Here is a 17551-nt window from a genome sequence, read left to right as displayed (position 1 = left end):
ATAATTTACCCTATAAATCTGTGATTTAGCTCACAGATGTCTTTAAATAGGTGATTTCAAACATCGATCCTCCAGTTGTTTGTACGATCTTGAAGTTTAAGACTGCAAATGAGAAATTAATCTAAGTAATAGCTTATCTGGACTATTGTTAAGATGCTGTGAAGATGTTTAGGGCTAATTAAAAAAGCTTGTAAAGATTATGAGAGGGAAAAGCGATCGATCTCTTGTAAAGTAGTGAGGTCAGCCAAATTAGATTGATGAGGGGAGTATTATGGAGTTTGCGATCGACATCCAACAGCAGCAGTATAAAACCTACATTCTCACTGACCATCATGCCCAATCCCGCGTTGAAGTCGTACCCGAACGAGGTGGAATCGTCACCCGCTGGCAGCTGCAAGACCAAGAAATTTTTTATTTAGATACCGAAAGATTTACTAATCCCAATTTAAGCGTCCGAGGCGGAATCCCCATTTTATTTCCCATCTGCGGCAACTTACCTGACGACACTTATACCATTCACGAAAAAGAGTACAAGCTCAAACAACATGGTTTTGCTCGTGAGTTACCTTGGCAAGTAATAGACCAACAAACCCAAGAATCTGCCAGCATTACCCTGCTTTTGGAAAGCAACGACCAAACAAAACAAGTTTACCCTTTTGATTTTAAAGTTACCTTCACTTATCAACTCAAAGGCAACACCTTAGAAATTCGCCAAAGTTACACTAACAACTCTAGTGAGTCCATGCCCTTTTCCACTGGACTGCATCCTTACTTTGCCGTTACTGATACTGAGAAAAATCAGCTAGAGTTTCAGATTCCCTCAACTCAGTACCAAGAAAAGCAAAATCCAACTATTCAGAACTTTTCAGGAAGCTTTGACTTTGAAAGCGATGAAATAGATGTGGCATTTCGGGATTTAACTGATGTTTCTGCCAGCGTCACCGACAAAAGCCGCAACTTACATTTGCATTTAAGTTACGATAATTCTTACTCTCGGATTGTTTTTTGGGCAGTCAAGGGCAAAGATTTCTATTGTTTGGAACCTTGGAGTGCTCCTCGCAACGCCATGAATACAGGCGAACATCTAATTATATTAGAGCCTGGAGCCTCTATAGAAACAGTAGTTGCTCTCACTGTTACCTTTAGTTGAAAACCTTACTTATTTGTGATAGAAAGCAATCCACTGATACCGGATTTCAAAAACAACAGACCGAAAACTAACGAAACGAAAATAACTATGGAACGGTTATTTTTGGTCAACCAGTTAGAAATTTGATTAAGTAAGGATTGCGATTTTTGGGGTAGGAAGATCCGAATTAAGATCGGAAGCAACAGTAAGGATTGGGCGAGTAAAATGAAGAGTAAATATACGATCGCGCTAGATGCTTGTCCCAATTGTACTGCTGCGATCGTCGCCAGCGCACTCAGGGTAAAAACCCATAACTTAGGAGCAATCAATGGCAACCCCACACCAATCCCAAATGCTTTGAGTGGAGTTGAACTGTCAATCGTAGTTAACCACTTCGGCGGAGGTTCATCCGGGTCATCCTGCCCGCACCACTTTTTATAAGCGGCGATCAATAATAATATACCGAGTATCAACAGCAATGTGGAAATCACCAGATTCTTATCGCCGCTTGCCTCAGCCGATGCAGCAGCCTCAGTCAAAATCAAACCAAAAATCAGCCCTTGTAACAGACGAGTGAGTGTCATTCCAGTGAAATATGCTACAGCCTTAAACAGTCCCTGTTTGTCGCTTTTCAGGAACAACAAACCAATAATGATTTGCAATGGCACAACAGCGCTGCCGATGATATATGGCAACAGCGAAACCAGCAAGGTTTCCATAAAATAATCTCCACCTTTGGAAGCCTCATCATTAATGATATGACTCATGGCGAACACATCAAATAAAAATTTTTTCCTTTAACCCTTGCCTTTTCCAAAAAAACTGTGCTATCGTGATAAACGTTGCGAAAATGATAAATAACAGGGGTCGCTAACTCAACGGTAGAGTACTCGGCTTTTAACCGATTAGTTCCGGGTTCGAATCCCGGGCGACCCATTTTTTAATCTCATACTGGTGTAAAAACTTGTGGGAAAGAATTAAATTATCCTCATTGTCCCCTTTCTAAGCAATCTGAGCAAAAATTCCTAGATATTATTTCAATTGATCCGCAAAATATCTTAAGATTATCCTAATGATTTAAGATTGTACAAACCCAATTAGCTGAGCAACCAGTAAATATAGGAGGACCACTTATGGCGCTTGTACCAATGAGGCTGCTGTTGGATCACGCTGCTGAGAATGGATACGGTATTCCAGCTTACAACGTTAATAATATGGAGCAGATCCAAGCGATCATGCGGGCTGCTCAAGAAACAAATAGCCCCGTGATTTTGCAGGCTTCTCGTGGCGCTCGCTCATACGCTGGAGAAAATTTTCTTCGCCATTTGATTTTAGCGGCAGTGGAAACTTATCCTGAGATTCCCATTGTCATGCACCAAGATCATGGCAATGAACCAGCGACTTGCTACTCAGCCATGAAAAATGGGTTTACTAGCGTGATGATGGACGGCTCTTTAGAAGCTGATGCCAAGAGTCCTGCCACCTACGAGTACAATGTGAATGTGACTCGTGAAGTAGTGAAAGTTGCTCATTCGATCGGTGTTAGTGTTGAAGGCGAACTGGGTTGTTTAGGTTCCCTAGAAACCGGAAAGGGTGACAAAGAAGACGGTCACGGTTTTGAAGGCACATTGTCTCACGACCAACTGTTGACCGACCCTGATGAAGCTGTTGACTTTGTAGAACAAACTCAAGTTGATGCTTTAGCAGTAGCTATTGGTACCAGTCACGGTGCTTACAAGTTTACCCGCAAACCAACTGGTGAAATCCTGGCTATCAGCAGAATTGAAGAAATTCACCGCCGCTTACCTAACACTCACTTGGTAATGCACGGTTCCTCCTCTGTGCCTCAAGATTTACTAGATTTGATTAACCAGTATGGTGGTCAAATTCCTGAAACTTACGGTGTACCTTTGGAAGAAATCCAAAAGGGCATTAAGAGTGGGGTTCGGAAAGTGAATATTGACACTGACAACCGTTTGGCAATCACTGCTGCGGTACGGGAAGCATTAGCCCAAAAACCCAGTGAATTTGACCCCCGTCACTTCCTCAAGCCTTCGATCAAGTATATGCAAAAAGTTTGTGCTGAGCGTTATGAAGCTTTCGGCACTGCTGGTAATGCAAGCAAGATTAAGCAAATGTCTTTGGATGACTATGCAGCTAAGTATACTAAGGGCGAATTAAGTGTTGTTACCAAGACTGCTGCGGCTGTCTAAGTGACGATTTTGTTAATTTAGTCCTTAATACAAAATTGGTGTGGGTAGCTTTTAGGCTACCCGTTTTTTGTTTGTAGTGACGACTTGAGTCGTGTTTTGCTGGCGCTAGGAAACGACTGAAGTCGTGACAACAGACTATTATTCTTTTACTTCGACGACTGATTCGGTGGATGTGGGATTGAGTTTGGTGTTGGTGGGGGAAGAGTAATCGTTGTTAGGTTTGATGATGGTAGAGTCGTCTTTGGTAGTGTGATTGTTGTGTTGGGCTTCATCAACTTTTCTCACTGAACGGATGGAGATTAGTGCTTCTTTGATGACTACTGCGGTGGGAACTGCTACTACTACTCCTAAGAGTCCACCGACTCTGGCTCCTGTGAGGATGGCGATGAATACCCAAAAGGGATTTAATCCGGTGACGCTGCCTAATACTCTGGGTGCAATAATATTTTCGACGATTTGTTGGACGATGAGGGCGGCGGCTAGGACTTGTAAGGCTAGTCCAATGTCTCTGAGGGCGACGAGAAAGGTGATTAGTCCGATGCCGACGGAACCACCGAAGGGTACGAGTGCCATTAAACCAATTGTGAGGCCAAACAGCAAGCCAAAGGGTACTTTCAGTAGTAGGAAGATAGAGATTAATCCTGATGCCATGCAGGTGGCGAGGATGATTTGTCCGGTGAAGTAGTTTTGAAAGCTCGATCGCAAAGTCTGCGAGAATGGTTTTTGAATGCGTGTAGGTAGCCACTGAATTAAGCTAACCCAAATATCTTTGCTGTGCAGCAGTAGGTAAAAGGTTACTACTATTGTCAATAAGACATCTAACAATCTGACTACAGTTAGTACTGTGACATTTAAGGCTAGATTGAGGATTCTTCCGGCGATGTTTTGCAGGTTGGCTTTTAGGCGATCGTTAATTTGCCCGATTAATCCATCTAAACTGATGGGTAAACCTACAATGTCAACTCTTTCGTTGATCATTACCAGTTGGCGTTGTCCTGAGTCGATCCATTCTGGTAATCTGGCGACTAACTGTTGGGCTTGGGTGTATGCTAGTGGCACCAGCGTTACTCCCACTGCTACCAAAATAAATACAGTGCATAAGAAGACAAAGATTGCTGCTTGAGCTCTGTTGACTCCCCGCTTTTCTAACCAGTCTACGGGATAGCTGAGGAGGAATGCTAACAGGGAAGCTACTAACAGAATGACAAACAGGGATTCAAAATAACCGAAGATTTCCGAAAATGCCCAAGCATTTAACACGGTAAGTGGTGCTGCTAGGGCAATTACTAGTAGGCGCGACAATGGAGTTAGGGATTCCCACCAGTCAAGTAATTTACTTTTTGATGGAGATGGTCGAGAACTAACCATGAAACTAGCTCAATTTTTCAGTGGTATTAGTGATTAGTGTAGTAGGGCAGGGAGAAGATCACACTAACCTTTTGGGGAGGTGGGGAGATGGGGAGGTGGGGAGATGGGGAGATGGGGAGAGATCTAGAACTAAAAACTCCCCCCATCCCCCTACCTCCCCATTCCCCCACTTCTTCTAGTAGGAGAGAATGCTTTAATTTAGCTGAAAACTCGGTGTTGGAGAGAGGGCATTTGACGGCGCACTTGTTCGAGGCGTTGGGGGTCGATTTCTGCTACGGCTACTCCTGGTCGATCGCCCCCGGCATCGGCTAAAATTACTCCCCAAGGATCGACAATCATGGCGTGTCCGTGAGTTTGTCTCATGGCGTAATGTCTTCCGGTTTGGGCTGGGGCGATGACGTAACAGGTGTTTTCGATCGCTCTAGCTTGCAACAATACTTGCCAATGGTCTTTACCAGTATAAGCGGTGAAGGCGGCAGGAACAAACAACACTTCGGCTCCCATTTGGGACAGGTGACGGTACAATTCCGGGAAGCGCACGTCGTAGCATACGGAAAGTCCGAGATTTCCCAGTTCTTTGGATGGATAAATTGGGGGAATGCGCGTTCCTGCCATGACGGTGCTAGATTCGCGGTAGGTGTTACCGTCGGGTAAGTCTACGTCGAATAAGTGTACTTTCTGGTAACAGGCGAGTTCTACACCGTTAGGATCGATGAGCAAAGCGGTGTTGTAAACTCTGCCGTTATCTATGGGTACGGGAAAACCGCCGCCTAAGATGGTGATTTGGAAGCGTTGCGCCATTGTTTTGAGGAATTTTTCGCTTTTTATGGCGATCGCTTCTGCTTGAGCAATTTTATCTTTTTCTTCGCCCATAAAGGAGAAGTTTTCTGGTAAACTAACTAGTTCCGCACCCCGACGCACGGCGAGGTCGATTAATTCTTCAGCCTGAATCAGATTTTTTTCTAAATCAGGTACACTGGTCATTTGAATGGCGGCGGCGAGATAAGGCTTCATAATGTCAAATTAAGTAAAAAAAGGCAAAGTTCGGCTTCTGTTTAATGTCAATCCTTAGTCATCTCTAATACAGAAGTAATGGTATTGTAACTAACAGTGCAGTCACTCTTGAGAGATACCTTGGAAGAATCAGGAAAATCTCAAATCAAAATTTTGGGATTTTACAGTACTGTGTAAGTAAAGTTTGGGAGTTGTTTTTGCCCTCTTCTATCTCCAGTTCTTTAGCTAATAAATTCGATGTTTTAGTAGTTGGGGCGGGTGCTGCTGGTCTCTATACAGCACTTTGTTTGCCAGAATCGTTACAAGTGGGCTTAATTACTAAGGATAGCTTGCCTTTATCTGCTAGTGATTGGGCGCAGGGAGGTATTGCTGCTGTTATCGATCCGAGCGATTCCCCGCAGTTGCATATTGCTGATACGATGCAAGCTGGGGCTGGTCTTTGTGAGTTGGAGGCGGTAAAGTTTTTGGTGGAGCAAGCACCCGGTTGTATTGATTCTTTGGTACAAATGGGGGTGGGTTTCGATCGCAAAGGCGATCGTTTAGCCTTGACTTTAGAAGCTGCACATTCCCGTCCTCGCGTGCTTCACGCAGCTGATACTACTGGAAGGGCGGTGGTAAGCGTTCTCACTGCTAAAGTTTTAGCACGCCCAAATATTCAAGTGTTTTCGCCAGCTTTTGTTTTGGATCTTTGGTTGTCGGATGGGCATTGTCAAGGGGTAAGTTTAATTTATCAAGGTGAGTTACTTTGGGTAAATGCTCCAGCTGTGGTGTTAGCAACTGGGGGTGGGGGACAAGTGTTTTCTCAGACTACTAATCCGGCAGTTAGTACGGGTGATGGGGTAGCATTGGCTTATCGTGCGGGTGCGATCGTCCGAGATTTGGAATTCTTTCAATTTCATCCTACAGCTTTAATGAAACCAAATGCGCCACATTTTTTAATCAGCGAAGCTGTTCGAGGTGAAGGTGCTCATTTAATTGATTCTCAAGGCTACCGTTTTGCTTTTGATTATCATCCAAAGGGCGAACTTGCGCCTAGAGATGTGGTGAGTCGATCGATTTTTCACCATTTACAACATACAGGCGAACCTAATGCTTGGCTAGATTTACGCCCGATTCCCCCAGAAAAAATTAATTACCGATTTCCAAATATTATCCAAGTTTGTCAGCATTGGGGAATTGATGTATTCTCAGAACCAATTCCAGTTTCTCCAGCTGCTCATTATTGGATGGGAGGAATTGTAGTTGATTTAATGAATCGAACTTCAATTCCCGGATTATATGCCGTCGGGGAAACTGCCAGTACGGGAGTTCACGGTGCTAACCGTTTGGCGAGTAATTCCCTGCTAGAGTGTATCGTGTTTGGCGCTCAAATGAGTAATTTGCAGATTGAGAGTAGGGAACAAGGGGACAAGGGGACAAGGGGACAAGGGGACAAGGAGAATATTCTTCTGCCTTCTGCCTTCTGCCTTCTGCCTTCTCTAGTTAAGATGATTCGTCAGGAGTTACCGCGTTTGATGTGGGGATGTGCGGGGATTTCTCGACGGGGAGATGAGTTGGAGAGTGCGATCGCTCAGGTAGAATTATGGCAAAAAGACTTTGCTGCTTTGGATTTTAGTCGGTACTTACAAAACTTACAACCACCTCAAACAGTTTCGTTAAATTCCCCGGAAATAGAAACACAAATTAAGTTATGGGGAGAAACGCGAAATCTTTTAGATATAGCACTCTTAATCCTCAAAAGTGCTGTTTTTCGCGCCGAAAGTCGTGGAGGACACTATCGGGTTGATTTTCCTGAAACTTCCCCAGAATGGCAAGTTCACACTTTAATCCAAAATAACCAATGGTGGCAGTCTTCCCCAGTCAAAAGTGATTAATCAAGTTTATCGATCGCCCTAAGTTTGACTTTTCCCTTCAGGCAAACTATAAATATACTCTGGCTGGTGCGATCGGTTATTCTAGAAGCCAGGAAATTTACCGAGTTCCAGAACCTTGATTTCCGTTCTTCGGCCCGCCATTATTTGGTGGACTGTATTTGTTATTGAGGGGTAATATCTGGTTAGACTCCGCGCTTGAGGAAAACTCTCTGATTTGGTTGTTGATAAGAGTAGCAGTGGATTTTTCAGGAATAACTAATTGTAATCCTGCCATCAGAGTTCCTAAACTTGCCAACCTTAAAAAGGTACTCATAGTGCGCCAAACCTTTTCTAGTCAATTTATACTGTATATGCTTTATCAAAGAAAATCAGTAATTTCCCGGAAATTTTGTGACCGATAAATAAAACTGATTGTTAAAGTTCGGTAAGTCTGTGGTTGACGTTACCCTACCTCTGATATGAGCATAAAATTTTTGCATAGTAAATCTACTTAAGACAGATTTTAGGAATTTTTTAAAATTATTAAGCTTTTGTGTAGAAAACTTTAAGAAAACTAAAAAAAGTTGTATTTGTTCTTTCCCTGTTCCTTAGCTGAGTACATAGCAGCATCAGCGTTTTTAATCAAAGTGTCCATATCTTCACCATTTAAAGGATAGACACTAATCCCTATGCTAGTAGAGATGTAAATTTTGTGACTTTGCAAAACAAAAGGTTGATTAATGGTTGCCAGAATTTTGTCAGCTACTCTAGCGATATCAGTTAAAGAGGGAATTCCAGGTAAAATAACCGTAAACTCGTCACCTCCTAAACGAGACACAGTATCGCTACTGCGTAAGCAACGTTTGAGTCTTTCAGCTACAGTTTGTAGGAGTAAGTCTCCGATATTATGTCCTTTGGTATCGTTAATTAATTTAAAGCCATCCAAATCTAAAAATAGTAAAGCTAGTAAGTGGTGATTTTGCCGAGCCCATTCTATAGATTGACTCAAGCGTTCGTGAAAGAGTTTCCGATTAGGTAAGCCAGTTAGGGTATCGTGGTAAGCTAAGTAGCGCAAACGGTCTTCGGAAAGTTTTAACTCTGTGTTAGAACGAGCTAATTCATCTGCGGTACGTTTGAGGTGTTCTTCTAATTGTTTGCGTTCTGTAATATCACGAATTACCCCTACTAAAAAAATGTTACCTGCGGGGTCTTTATGCAATGATCTTTTAGTAGCAATATGATGGGTAATGCCTTGAGAGTTAGTAAATTCTTCTTCATTTTCTGTGGCGTTGCCGCTTTGAAATACCAATTCATCTTGATGCCAAAAGTTATTAGCTTCATTATTAGGAAAAAAATCAAAATCTGATTTTTCTAAAAGTTCTTCTAAGGGATGATCAATAAATTTACAATAGGCTTGATTTAAGACAATCCAGCGATGTTCTTGATTTTTAACAAAAATTGGATCGGGAATGGCATCAATGAGATTTTGTAAGAATTCTTTAGAACGTTTTAATTCCTCTTTTAAGTGGGCAACTAAGGCTGTAATGATAGTAGCCGAACCTAGAAATCCTAACATTGGGGGGAGCAAAGGCAACCACCAACCTGCTAAAAAGGCCAAATAGCTAATACCAAAAAGTGTAAATATGGCTAAAATTATGAAAATTGTGGAAGTTTGGACGGAGGGCGATCGCCAAATGAAAATTGCTCCTAGCCAAGTCCAAACCAAAATCCAAAAACCTTCTAACCATTCCGGCAAAACCTGAAATAAAACAGTTTTTCCGTAGGCGGCGTTGAGAATTTGACTAATAAAACTTGCTTGCAATTCTACGCCGGAAATTGGTTTGGCACCACCAATAAAAAGACCTGTGCTGTAAGGTGTGAAGAAAAAGTCTTTGAGGGATTCAGCAGTTGAGCCAATTAAGACGATGCGATCGCGTACCCACTGAGCAGGTACCTCGCCAGATAACATTTGAGTCATAGAAACTGTGCGAAAGCTACCTGCTGGCCCCTGGAAATTAGCTAAAATTTGGTAGCCACCAGCATCAGCCATCACGTAGCCTCCGTCATTGGGTTGGAAGCGATCGAATATAGCTTTACCTAGCTGTAAATAACCGCTACGGTTAGCAGACTGCGGTTTAATATTTTCTGCTTCGAGATACTTAAAAGCTAGTTGGAGAGCAAAACTAGTTCGAGGTTTATTATTGATATGCCAATACAATAAGCTGCGACGTACCTTGCCATCAGGATCGACAACTACATTGTTGAAACCTACTCGTCTATCCTGTTTCAAAACTGGCGGTGCGGCTACTCCCGGACTATTTTTACTGCCTAGTTGCTCAATGCCTATTAAGTTAGGAGTTGTCTGTGCCACCTCTAACCATTCAGTATGACCGGGGGGAACTGGTAAATCTCTGTATATATCTAAACCAATAGCACGGGGTTGTAGAGAACTGATTTTTTTGAGCAATTCTGCCATATCCCGATCGGGAATCGGCCAACTACCGATGCGCTGAATGTCCCCCTCTTGAATACCTACAATTAATATTCTTTCATCAACTAATTGAGGTGGGCGTAACCGAAAAAACTGATCGAAAGCTTCCCATTCCCCAAATTGCAAGAGTCCCATCAGTCGTAGGGAAATTAAACCAGCCGCAACAATGCTGGAAGTAATCCATACCCTTCGATCTTGTATCAGCCAATGCTTGACTTGTCTCACCAGCCTTTTGGCGCTAATGCCTAACTGTTGAATCATTCCAGTTACTCGGTGTTCTAGGTTATCCCAGTGCTTATTCTTAATTAATACCCAATGGAGAAGCAAAACAGTAAATGAAGCTTTTTTGTAGCAAAGCTAAAAATAAAGGATGTTTTTAAGTAAATTTACGGTCTAGAAAAATCAACACTCTGGAGAAACTAGCAACCAGAGTGTTGATTTAAGAGAAAACTGTTTGAGATTACCGTCTTGGGAGGGAATTTTTGAAGTTGCGCGGGCCTTTGTAGTCTGTTAAATCAGCCAGTTTTTCCAAGGATTGTGCGCCTTCGTAAAGCTGCCCTTTAATTTCCCAAGTGGGATAACCTTTAATTTTGGCTGCTTGACAGAGTTCTGGTCGAGCATTTCTCCCTTTGGAGTCACACTCAACGTAATCTAGTTCGGCAGCAGCTTCTTTTCCAAATAATTCTTTTTGTTCGTGACAGTGGGGACACCAGTAAGCACCGTATTCTTTTGCTCCCGATTGTTTCAAGTGGCGTGCGAGAGCGATTTCTGCTGGGCCAGAGGTATTTTGCACTGGTTTACCAACTTGTCCAACTTGCCCAACTGTAGTGTTGTCTCCAGTGGTGGTGGGTGTTCTAGCGCTGGCATAAACGCCGAGTGTACCAATTAGGGCGATCATGCCAACTACAATACCAGTAAAAAAAAGTTGTCCAACATCTTCCCAGGTATGACCGAATAAGATAATTACAAATAGGGCGATCGAAAATAAGGTGGAGAACAAACAATAAATACACAATTTTCCGATCGCAAAGACCATTAAATACAACAGATAACCGCTAAAGAACAACATCGCGGTTCCACCTGCAAACAACGCCAACCAAGTTAACTGTTCCATTTTGGAACGTAGAGCTTTTTGTTCTTGGGGGTCAATTAATAATGGCCCTAGTGCTAAAGCTGCCATACCTCCGTAGGCGAAGAAACCGAAGACTGATAGAGGTATACCAAAAATTTTGGCATAGTCACTTCTTAGTACAGCGTTACAGTCAATGATCCCGGTAGTCGGACAAAGAGCTTCTTTGATGACTCCCCACTCTACTAAGGTGAGGTAAATGGTGTCTAAAATTCCCAACAGAGCGATCGCCGCAATTAGAATGCGCGACCAGCGATGAATCCAAGGAGTAGAACGTCGGCGAATCATAATACTTACAGCCTTGCGTATCTCATGCAATCTGGCTTTACTGTGCCAAATAATATTCCCATTGTGAACTATACAACGGCTCTCTTGTACTTGTGGTGAAAAACTCTGGTGGGGGTTGGGTGTTAGGGAGAAAGACAATTGCCAGAGGCTAAATAACGCAAGTTGCAATTATTAATTTTTTCTTGTTCCCCCCTTCTGTAAGGGGGGCTAGGGGGGATCTAACGCTGTGTTTCTAAGTTTAGATCCCCCCAACCCCCCTTGATAAGGGGGGCTAAGAAAAATCTACAGTTATAACTAGCAACTTGCGTTAAATATTAAAACTGATGGTGTTTTGAGATACTAAATGCGATCGCTCTCTAATCATGTCTGATGATAGAACCGCTAACTCAGATCTTGCACCAGGGGAGGTAGAACCTCCCAGATCCTCGTTCCCAGGTTGAACCTGGGAACGAAAAATGGAGGCTCTGCCTCTTGGTGCAAGATCTGAGCTAAGAGAAACAGAATACTAAGTTCTGGTGCTGAATCGGAAGCGCCAGGAGGAGAAGTTAAGGTAGTTGGTAGCCCTAATCAAGGCACAGATTCTCGTTAACAAAATTCGCAATCTTTGATGAGGGTGAACCGAATTCTCCGCTGAAAATATTGGGTGATATTTAGGTTTTTGTTGCTTGGTTTTTCAGGCTGAACAATTGTTATAAATTTGAGAATAGATGGCACGGGCTAAGTGGAAAGCTAGTAAAGGTGGGACTGCATTTCCAACTTGGGTAAATTGGCGAGCAGAAGAGCCACAAAAAACGAAATTATCCGGGAATGTCTGTAGTCTGGCTGATTCCCTAACTGTTAAAGTACGAGGGTGTATAGGGTGCAGATGAGACCTACCACCGCCTTTTGTCCCTCCACCGATCACAGTTTTAGAGGGTAGATTTGGATTTAAGCGATCGACTCTTCCCAGTTTATCTCGTTCTCCATAATTTAGTTTCATATATCTAATTATCGATTCTGCTTTGTGTTGTCGGATTGTATGGTTTTCTAAACCGGATACTGGTTTTTCAAAGGCTTTATAACAGGGAACAAGATTTAAGTTTGGTTCGGGAAATCCAAACAGATTAGCGGTACGATGACCAAAGACAAACAGACGATTTCGATTTTGGGGAACTCCGTAATGTGCAGCGTTTATTACTACAGGTTCAGAAATTGTATATCGATCGCTTAAAATATTGAGTGCTAAGGATAACTGATAACCATTATCTAGTTCCAGTAAACCTGTCACATTTTCTAGTAAAAAAGCCTTTGGTTTAAACTGTTGAATATACCACACAAAGTCGAAAAGAAGATTTCCATATTCCCCATGAGAAAATCCAATCCTCTTAAAATTTTCTCCTTCTTTTGAAAATCTTTGGTTAGCAGCAACGCTGAAAGGTTGGCAAGGTGAACCACCTATAAAAATTCCTTCAAATGGAGTTGATATGCCAAGGATTAATTTTAAAATGGTAGAGATTTCTTCTCTATTTCTCACATCTCCACTGTATTCACGTGGTCCGATGACAAACCAATCAGGTCGATTTAGTTTAATTGTTTGACAAAAAAGCGGGTTAATTTCGATCGACCCTAAGTGCTTAAATCCCGCATATTCAAATCCGATATCTAAACCACCTGCGCCAGAAAAAAAGCTGACTATGGGAATATCATGCTTGGCAAAATCGAAATTATCAGGTGTTAAAAATTGAGTAGAATTAGGAACAATTGCTGCCTCATTCTGATATCTCAGATCGTCATAAGTTAAGCCAAGATGTTCTAGTTCAATATGAAGGTCTAATTTTTGGGAAATGCACTGATTCAAAATGGCTAACTGTTCGTTAAGAGAAATTTTTGTAGCCAAGTTCATAACTGCGTTGTTTCCTTTTTAACGATCGAGGAAAAGCGATCGAGTCTTTGCTGACTTTTTGCTAATACTTGTGCATCTAATTTACCTAATTTTGCTGCTTTCATTAAGGCATACATAGCATCATAATACAAATCTTCATCATAGGAAAGTAGTATCAAATCCACTCCAGCATTAATGGATTTCACAGTAGCATTTTCTAAGCCATCTTTACTCCCATAAACCGCTTGCATTCCAAAATCATCGGTAATTAAAATACCGTCATGTTGCCAATTTTTGCGAATAATTTCTGTCACTACTTTACGAGAAAAAGAAGCAGCATTTTCTGGATCTACAGTCATTAATTTGGCGTGTCCGATCATTGTAAATGCTTGGGTACTTTTCATCACTCTCCAAAAAGGAACCCAATCATTATTAATTAAATCTGCTACAGTCGCATTTAATTCCGCTTCAGCAATATGAGTATCAGTGTTAACTCTACCTAAACCGGGGAAATGTTTAACTGTACATTTAACGCCATAAATTTCTAAAGTTTGACAATACCACAAAGCAACTTTAGCGACGACTTCTTTATTTTCAGAAATAGCACGGCGATTAATTTTGGAATATTTATCATTAATAACTTTTGTTCCTTTGTTTAAATCAACCACTGGAGCGAAATTTAAATTTACTCCAATTTCTACTAATTCTTTGGCTTGTTTAGTTGCATATTCAACAACTTTATCTTTTTGTTGGTCGATATCTTTGCGATCGTCAATTATTCTAGCTAAAGGAGGTAATTTAGTTAACGGTGGTGATAATTTTGATACTATGCCACCTTCTTGATCCGCAGCAATTAACAATGGAGGTAAACCTTGACTTCGGCGAATTTCTTGTAGGGTTTGAATTTCCTGTTTTACTTGCTCTTTTGTTTTGTAGCGCACATTTCTATTGGTAATAAAAACTCCTGCGACACCTTGTTTTTCCACTAGTAATTTTAGTTCTTCAAAATCTCTATAACCAATGACGAAGTGAGCCCCTAAATTGGTAACTTTCGGAGTTGCAGGAGTGACAGAGGTTTCATGAGTTAAATTATCTAAGACAGTTTTTTTGGTTAACAAGAATTTCACTTGAGAAGCTGTAGCGGTGGAAAGACTCAACCAAGCTAAGGCTAGAATTATTATACTCAGTCGTCTTCTTTTGCCGCGAAAGATTTTGTGAAAAGCCCAAATTTCTGTAAGAATTAAAAAGCTACTAATCAAGAGAATTAAACAAAATAAAAAGTTTCCCCAATCTGACCAATTAGGGGTTCTAAAATGGAAAGCTAAGAAAAAAACACTAAAAGATAAAATTAGTCTCAGTAGTCTACTATAATTATTCATAAAAACAGCACACCCCAAATCATCCTCTCACCTAACTTTTTGGATAAAATGCGCTTCCGCACCAACTCCGATCGAAGTAATCTATTCTTTAGACAGATGACAAGATATTTTAGTATAAATTGGGTAAATTATATTAATAGTACGATGAGCGATCGCGTGGCAATACATTATGGTGGATAAGATTGATACTAGTATTTCTGGGGAAAGTTGGGATAGTGAAAGTCTTAGTTGTACTTGGAGTGGAGAAATTTGTACGATCGATGGTGTAATGTACCTCGAATGTTTGGATAACACGCGCTTTCGCGTTGCCCAAAAAGTCCCTGAATGGAGAGAAGGAAAACGCAGTTGGCAAATTATCCCTAGTACTGATTCTACAGGGGAAGTGTCACAGGTGATGCTGGTTAGTTCGGAAAATTTAGCTAGTGATGGGGAAACACCTGATATTTGTCAGTTAATTGGCAGGGTGGTACAACTGGGTAAACGTAATTCTTCTGTTCAGTTTAAGATAAAGCGAGCGGAACAAAAAACTCTTAAGTTAACTTTGCTCAATTCCCACAATCTTAATCTTAAACTAAGTCAATTGCTCAAAGTGCAAGCGCAACGAGTGGGAAAATTTTTGCAAATTTTGAGTGCGGTATCTGTTGATGAAAATCAGGAAAGCATCGGAGAAAATCAAGTTACACCTGTTTCAATTTTTCCAGCAGGGGAAACTTCTAAAAAGTTGCCATCTCCTGAATTTGCGCCGCCAAATGATGCTGCTTTAGCTGCACTTTCTGAAGAAACGCAAGAGTCAGGTTGGCAACTTGCGCCAGCAATTAAGAGACGAGATGGTTGGGAGTGGGAAGCAGTTTTGCCAACAACGGGAAAACGTGCCAGAGTATTGATTCGAGGTGAAAAAATTAAGGTTTATGAATATGCACCAGAAATTAAAGAAATAGTTGATTTAGGAATTGATAACGGAATTAAAATTGACGAGCAAGAGAATTTAAATACTCGATTAATTGTCCGTCCTTTGGGTGCAGCGAAGGGAATTGGTGCTTCTTGTTTTCAAGTATTTATTGGCCCTTATGAAATAGTAATGGATTGTGGTACTCGTCCGAAAGGTTACGATCCTTTACCAGCATTAGATTATTTACAAAACCCGAATTTGCTGTTAATAACTCATGCTCATCAAGATCATATTGGTGCAGTTCCGGTGTTTCATGCAAGATTTCCAGGTGTAAAAATGATTTGCACTCCGGGAACGCGAGAAATTGCTCATGTGATGTTACAAGATTGTTTGAAAGTTCAGCAAATGAACGAAGATTCGCCGGAACTTTTTGATGAGACGGATTTAGAAAGGACTTTGTTTCGGTTAGAAACTCAATCAATTGGAGAGGATTTTGAACCTTTGCCGGGATTAAAGGTAAGATTTATTAATGCTGGTCATATTGTGGGTGCTGCTTGTATTTTTATGCAGTATGGCGATCGATCTTTGCTCTACACAGGAGATTACAACACTACTTCAAGTCGGACAACAGAAGGTTTAAAATTAGCAGATTTGCCGAAAGCAGACATATTAATTACTGAGTCAACTTACGGTGCAGATAATCATCCTAATCGGAAAGCGCAAGAAAGTGCTTTACTAGAAGCGATCGCAGAAGTTGTAAAAAATGGTGGTAATGTTTTAGTTCCAGCTTTTGCTTTAGGAAGAGCACAAGAAATTATTTTAGCAATTCGCACTTCAGCAGTATTTCATAAACTGCAAATTCCCATTTTTGTGGATGGTTTAGTGAGAGCAATTACCGATGTTTTTCGAGATAATTTAACTTTACTTCCCCAATCAGTTAAAAACTTCGCGCAACAAAAACAGGAACCTTTTTTCGATCCTAATTCTCCTTCTCCCGTCATTCCGATTACTTCACCTAAACAACGACCTTTAGCAATGGCAAAACCCAGTGTAATTATTGCTAGTTCCGGGATGTTAACAGGTGGCCCTTCAATTTATTATGCTACTAGTTTGTTAGAAAGAGAAAACTCTGCAATTTTCATTTCTGGGTACACTGACGAAGAAAGTCCTGGTCGTTTGTTGCAAAATCTCAATACTGGAGATACGGTAACATTAGACGAAAAAGAATTAAATGTGAGAGCGCAAATTCGCAAATTTAACTTGAGCGCTCATGCTGATAAAGTTGGTTTAACTCAAGTAATTCATCGGGTAAATCCCCAACATTTAATATTAATTCACGGTTCCCACGAAGCACTACATGAATTGTCGCGTGCTGGAGATTTAAAAGAGAAATATTATATCCATATTCCCTCAGTTGGAGATGAAATTGTTTATGGACAAGCACCGGGACATTTAAGTGCAAGAAGGTTGGTACAATTTGATTTACCGAATGATTTTGAGGTGAATATAGAAGCAGAAGTTGAAGGTGCATGGATTAGGATACCAGAAGAAATTGTCGAATCAGATCCGCGTTGGCAATTGTTAGCTGAAAACGGGGTTTTAAAAGCGAGATGGGAAGGTTTTCATTTAAAATTGAGTCCTTTAACGCAGAGAGATATTGTGGTGGAGGAGGCGATCGCATCTGGAGAAGACTGTTGTGCAGTATGTAACTTCTTCCGCGCTGGAAAATGCCAATCCGAAGAGAGTCCATTATTTAGTTTTTCCGTAGATCCCACTAGTAAATGTTTAGAATTTACCAGACGAGATGTAGTAGTAGAAACCAACGTAAAACCTGAAAATGAAGAGGAAATTTTCGCAGAAGAAGACGAAGAAATGGATGATTTTTACTAAGCTAACGTGGTTCAATAAAAATATCTCTCGCACAAATCAAAGGATAT

Annotated in this window: 12 protein-coding genes and 1 tRNA gene; 5 read left to right on the top strand and 8 right to left on the bottom strand. The window is 41.2% G+C overall.

Going from position 1 to position 17551, the window contains the following annotated elements; all coding sequences use genetic code 11:
- Positions 1–271 precede the first annotated feature (271 nt).
- Positions 272–1150, top strand: coding sequence for an aldose epimerase family protein (locus ACE1CA_RS22940; RefSeq protein ID WP_413276875.1), 879 nt, complete (start codon positions 272–274; stop codon positions 1148–1150).
- 5 nt (positions 1151–1155) lie between these two features.
- Here the strand turns inward: ACE1CA_RS22940 and ACE1CA_RS22935 are convergent, their stop codons facing one another.
- Positions 1156–1896: a GAP family protein gene (locus tag ACE1CA_RS22935; RefSeq protein ID WP_413276874.1), complete on the bottom strand. Its 741-nt coding sequence runs from the start codon at positions 1894–1896 to the stop codon at positions 1156–1158.
- Between the two features lie 97 nt (positions 1897–1993).
- Here ACE1CA_RS22935 and ACE1CA_RS22930 point away from each other — a divergent pair.
- Positions 1994–2065 (top strand) — tRNA-Lys (locus ACE1CA_RS22930).
- A gap of 197 nt (positions 2066–2262) precedes the next feature.
- A complete protein-coding gene (gene fba / locus ACE1CA_RS22925; protein ID WP_413276873.1) occupies positions 2263–3342 on the top strand; it encodes a class II fructose-bisphosphate aldolase in 1080 nt (359 codons plus the stop codon).
- A gap of 138 nt (positions 3343–3480) precedes the next feature.
- Here the strand turns inward: fba and ACE1CA_RS22920 are convergent, their stop codons facing one another.
- Together ACE1CA_RS22920 and ACE1CA_RS22915 are read right to left on the bottom strand one after the other, a co-directional pair.
- The gene (locus ACE1CA_RS22920; RefSeq protein WP_413276872.1) at positions 3481–4710 is read right to left on the bottom strand and encodes an AI-2E family transporter; all 1230 of its coding nucleotides are present in this window, start codon (positions 4708–4710) and stop codon (positions 3481–3483) included.
- Between the two features lie 198 nt (positions 4711–4908).
- Positions 4909–5724 carry a carbon-nitrogen hydrolase family protein gene (locus tag ACE1CA_RS22915; protein ID WP_413276871.1) on the bottom strand — a complete coding sequence of 272 codons (816 nt, stop codon included), beginning with the start codon at positions 5722–5724 and terminating at the stop codon, positions 4909–4911.
- Between the two features lie 197 nt (positions 5725–5921).
- Here ACE1CA_RS22915 and nadB point away from each other — a divergent pair, with 197 nt between their 5' ends.
- The gene (nadB, locus tag ACE1CA_RS22910) at positions 5922–7598 is read left to right on the top strand and encodes an L-aspartate oxidase (protein ID WP_413276870.1); all 1677 of its coding nucleotides are present in this window, start codon (positions 5922–5924) and stop codon (positions 7596–7598) included.
- A 97-nt stretch (positions 7599–7695) separates the two neighbouring features.
- On the opposite strand, the gene ACE1CA_RS22905 is transcribed toward nadB, so the two are convergent.
- The 5 genes from ACE1CA_RS22905 to ACE1CA_RS22885 all read right to left on the bottom strand — a co-directional run bounded on the left by ACE1CA_RS22905 (position 7696) and on the right by ACE1CA_RS22885 (position 14605).
- Positions 7696–7911, bottom strand: coding sequence for a hypothetical protein (locus ACE1CA_RS22905; RefSeq protein ID WP_413276869.1), 216 nt, complete (start codon positions 7909–7911; stop codon positions 7696–7698).
- A 240-nt stretch (positions 7912–8151) separates the two neighbouring features.
- Positions 8152–10329 carry a CHASE2 domain-containing protein gene (locus ACE1CA_RS22900; protein WP_413276868.1) on the bottom strand — a complete coding sequence of 726 codons (2178 nt, stop codon included), beginning with the start codon at positions 10327–10329 and terminating at the stop codon, positions 8152–8154.
- 199 nt (positions 10330–10528) lie between these two features.
- Entirely contained in the window at positions 10529–11485 is a 957-nt protein-coding gene (locus ACE1CA_RS22895) for a vitamin K epoxide reductase family protein (protein ID WP_459563580.1), read from the bottom strand.
- Positions 11486–12158: 673 nt separating this feature from the next.
- On the bottom strand, positions 12159–13367 hold the full coding sequence (locus ACE1CA_RS22890; RefSeq protein WP_486517494.1) for a DNA cytosine methyltransferase: 1209 nt from the start codon (positions 13365–13367) through the stop codon (positions 12159–12161).
- Entirely contained in the window at positions 13364–14605 is a 1242-nt protein-coding gene (locus ACE1CA_RS22885; RefSeq protein ID WP_486517493.1) for a glycoside hydrolase family 3 N-terminal domain-containing protein, read from the bottom strand. Before ACE1CA_RS22885 ends, ACE1CA_RS22890 begins: the two co-directional genes overlap by 4 nt.
- Positions 14606–14894: 289 nt before the next feature.
- Between ACE1CA_RS22885 and ACE1CA_RS22880 the strand changes: the two genes are divergently transcribed.
- Positions 14895–17504: an MBL fold metallo-hydrolase gene (locus ACE1CA_RS22880; RefSeq protein ID WP_413276864.1), complete on the top strand. Its 2610-nt coding sequence runs from the start codon at positions 14895–14897 to the stop codon at positions 17502–17504.
- Positions 17505–17551 lie beyond the last annotated feature (47 nt).

The organism is Floridaenema evergladense BLCC-F167 (assembly GCF_041929205.2).
Taxonomy (GTDB): Bacteria; Cyanobacteriota; Cyanobacteriia; order Cyanobacteriales; family Aerosakkonemataceae; genus Floridanema; species Floridanema evergladense.
This window is presented reverse-complemented; position numbering and strand designations above follow the sequence as displayed.

What these genes read in the sequence shown, in the direction of transcription:
- ACE1CA_RS22940 (WP_413276875.1), top strand. Translation starts at nt 272, where the DNA reads ATGGAGTTTGCGATCGACATCCAACAGCAGCAGTATAAAACCTACATT.
- ACE1CA_RS22935 (WP_413276874.1), bottom strand. Translation starts at nt 1,896, where the DNA reads ATGAGTCATATCATTAATGATGAGGCTTCCAAAGGTGGAGATTATTTT.
- fba (WP_413276873.1), top strand. Translation starts at nt 2,263, where the DNA reads ATGGCGCTTGTACCAATGAGGCTGCTGTTGGATCACGCTGCTGAGAAT.
- ACE1CA_RS22920 (WP_413276872.1), bottom strand. Translation starts at nt 4,710, where the DNA reads ATGGTTAGTTCTCGACCATCTCCATCAAAAAGTAAATTACTTGACTGG.
- ACE1CA_RS22915 (WP_413276871.1), bottom strand. Translation starts at nt 5,724, where the DNA reads ATGAAGCCTTATCTCGCCGCCGCCATTCAAATGACCAGTGTACCTGAT.
- ACE1CA_RS22905 (WP_413276869.1), bottom strand. Translation starts at nt 7,911, where the DNA reads ATGAGTACCTTTTTAAGGTTGGCAAGTTTAGGAACTCTGATGGCAGGA.
- ACE1CA_RS22900 (WP_413276868.1), bottom strand. Translation starts at nt 10,329, where the DNA reads ATGATTCAACAGTTAGGCATTAGCGCCAAAAGGCTGGTGAGACAAGTC.
- ACE1CA_RS22895 (WP_459563580.1), bottom strand. Translation starts at nt 11,485, where the DNA reads ATGATTCGCCGACGTTCTACTCCTTGGATTCATCGCTGGTCGCGCATT.
- ACE1CA_RS22890 (WP_486517494.1), bottom strand. Translation starts at nt 13,367, where the DNA reads ATGAACTTGGCTACAAAAATTTCTCTTAACGAACAGTTAGCCATTTTG.
- ACE1CA_RS22880 (WP_413276864.1), top strand. Translation starts at nt 14,895, where the DNA reads ATGGTGGATAAGATTGATACTAGTATTTCTGGGGAAAGTTGGGATAGT.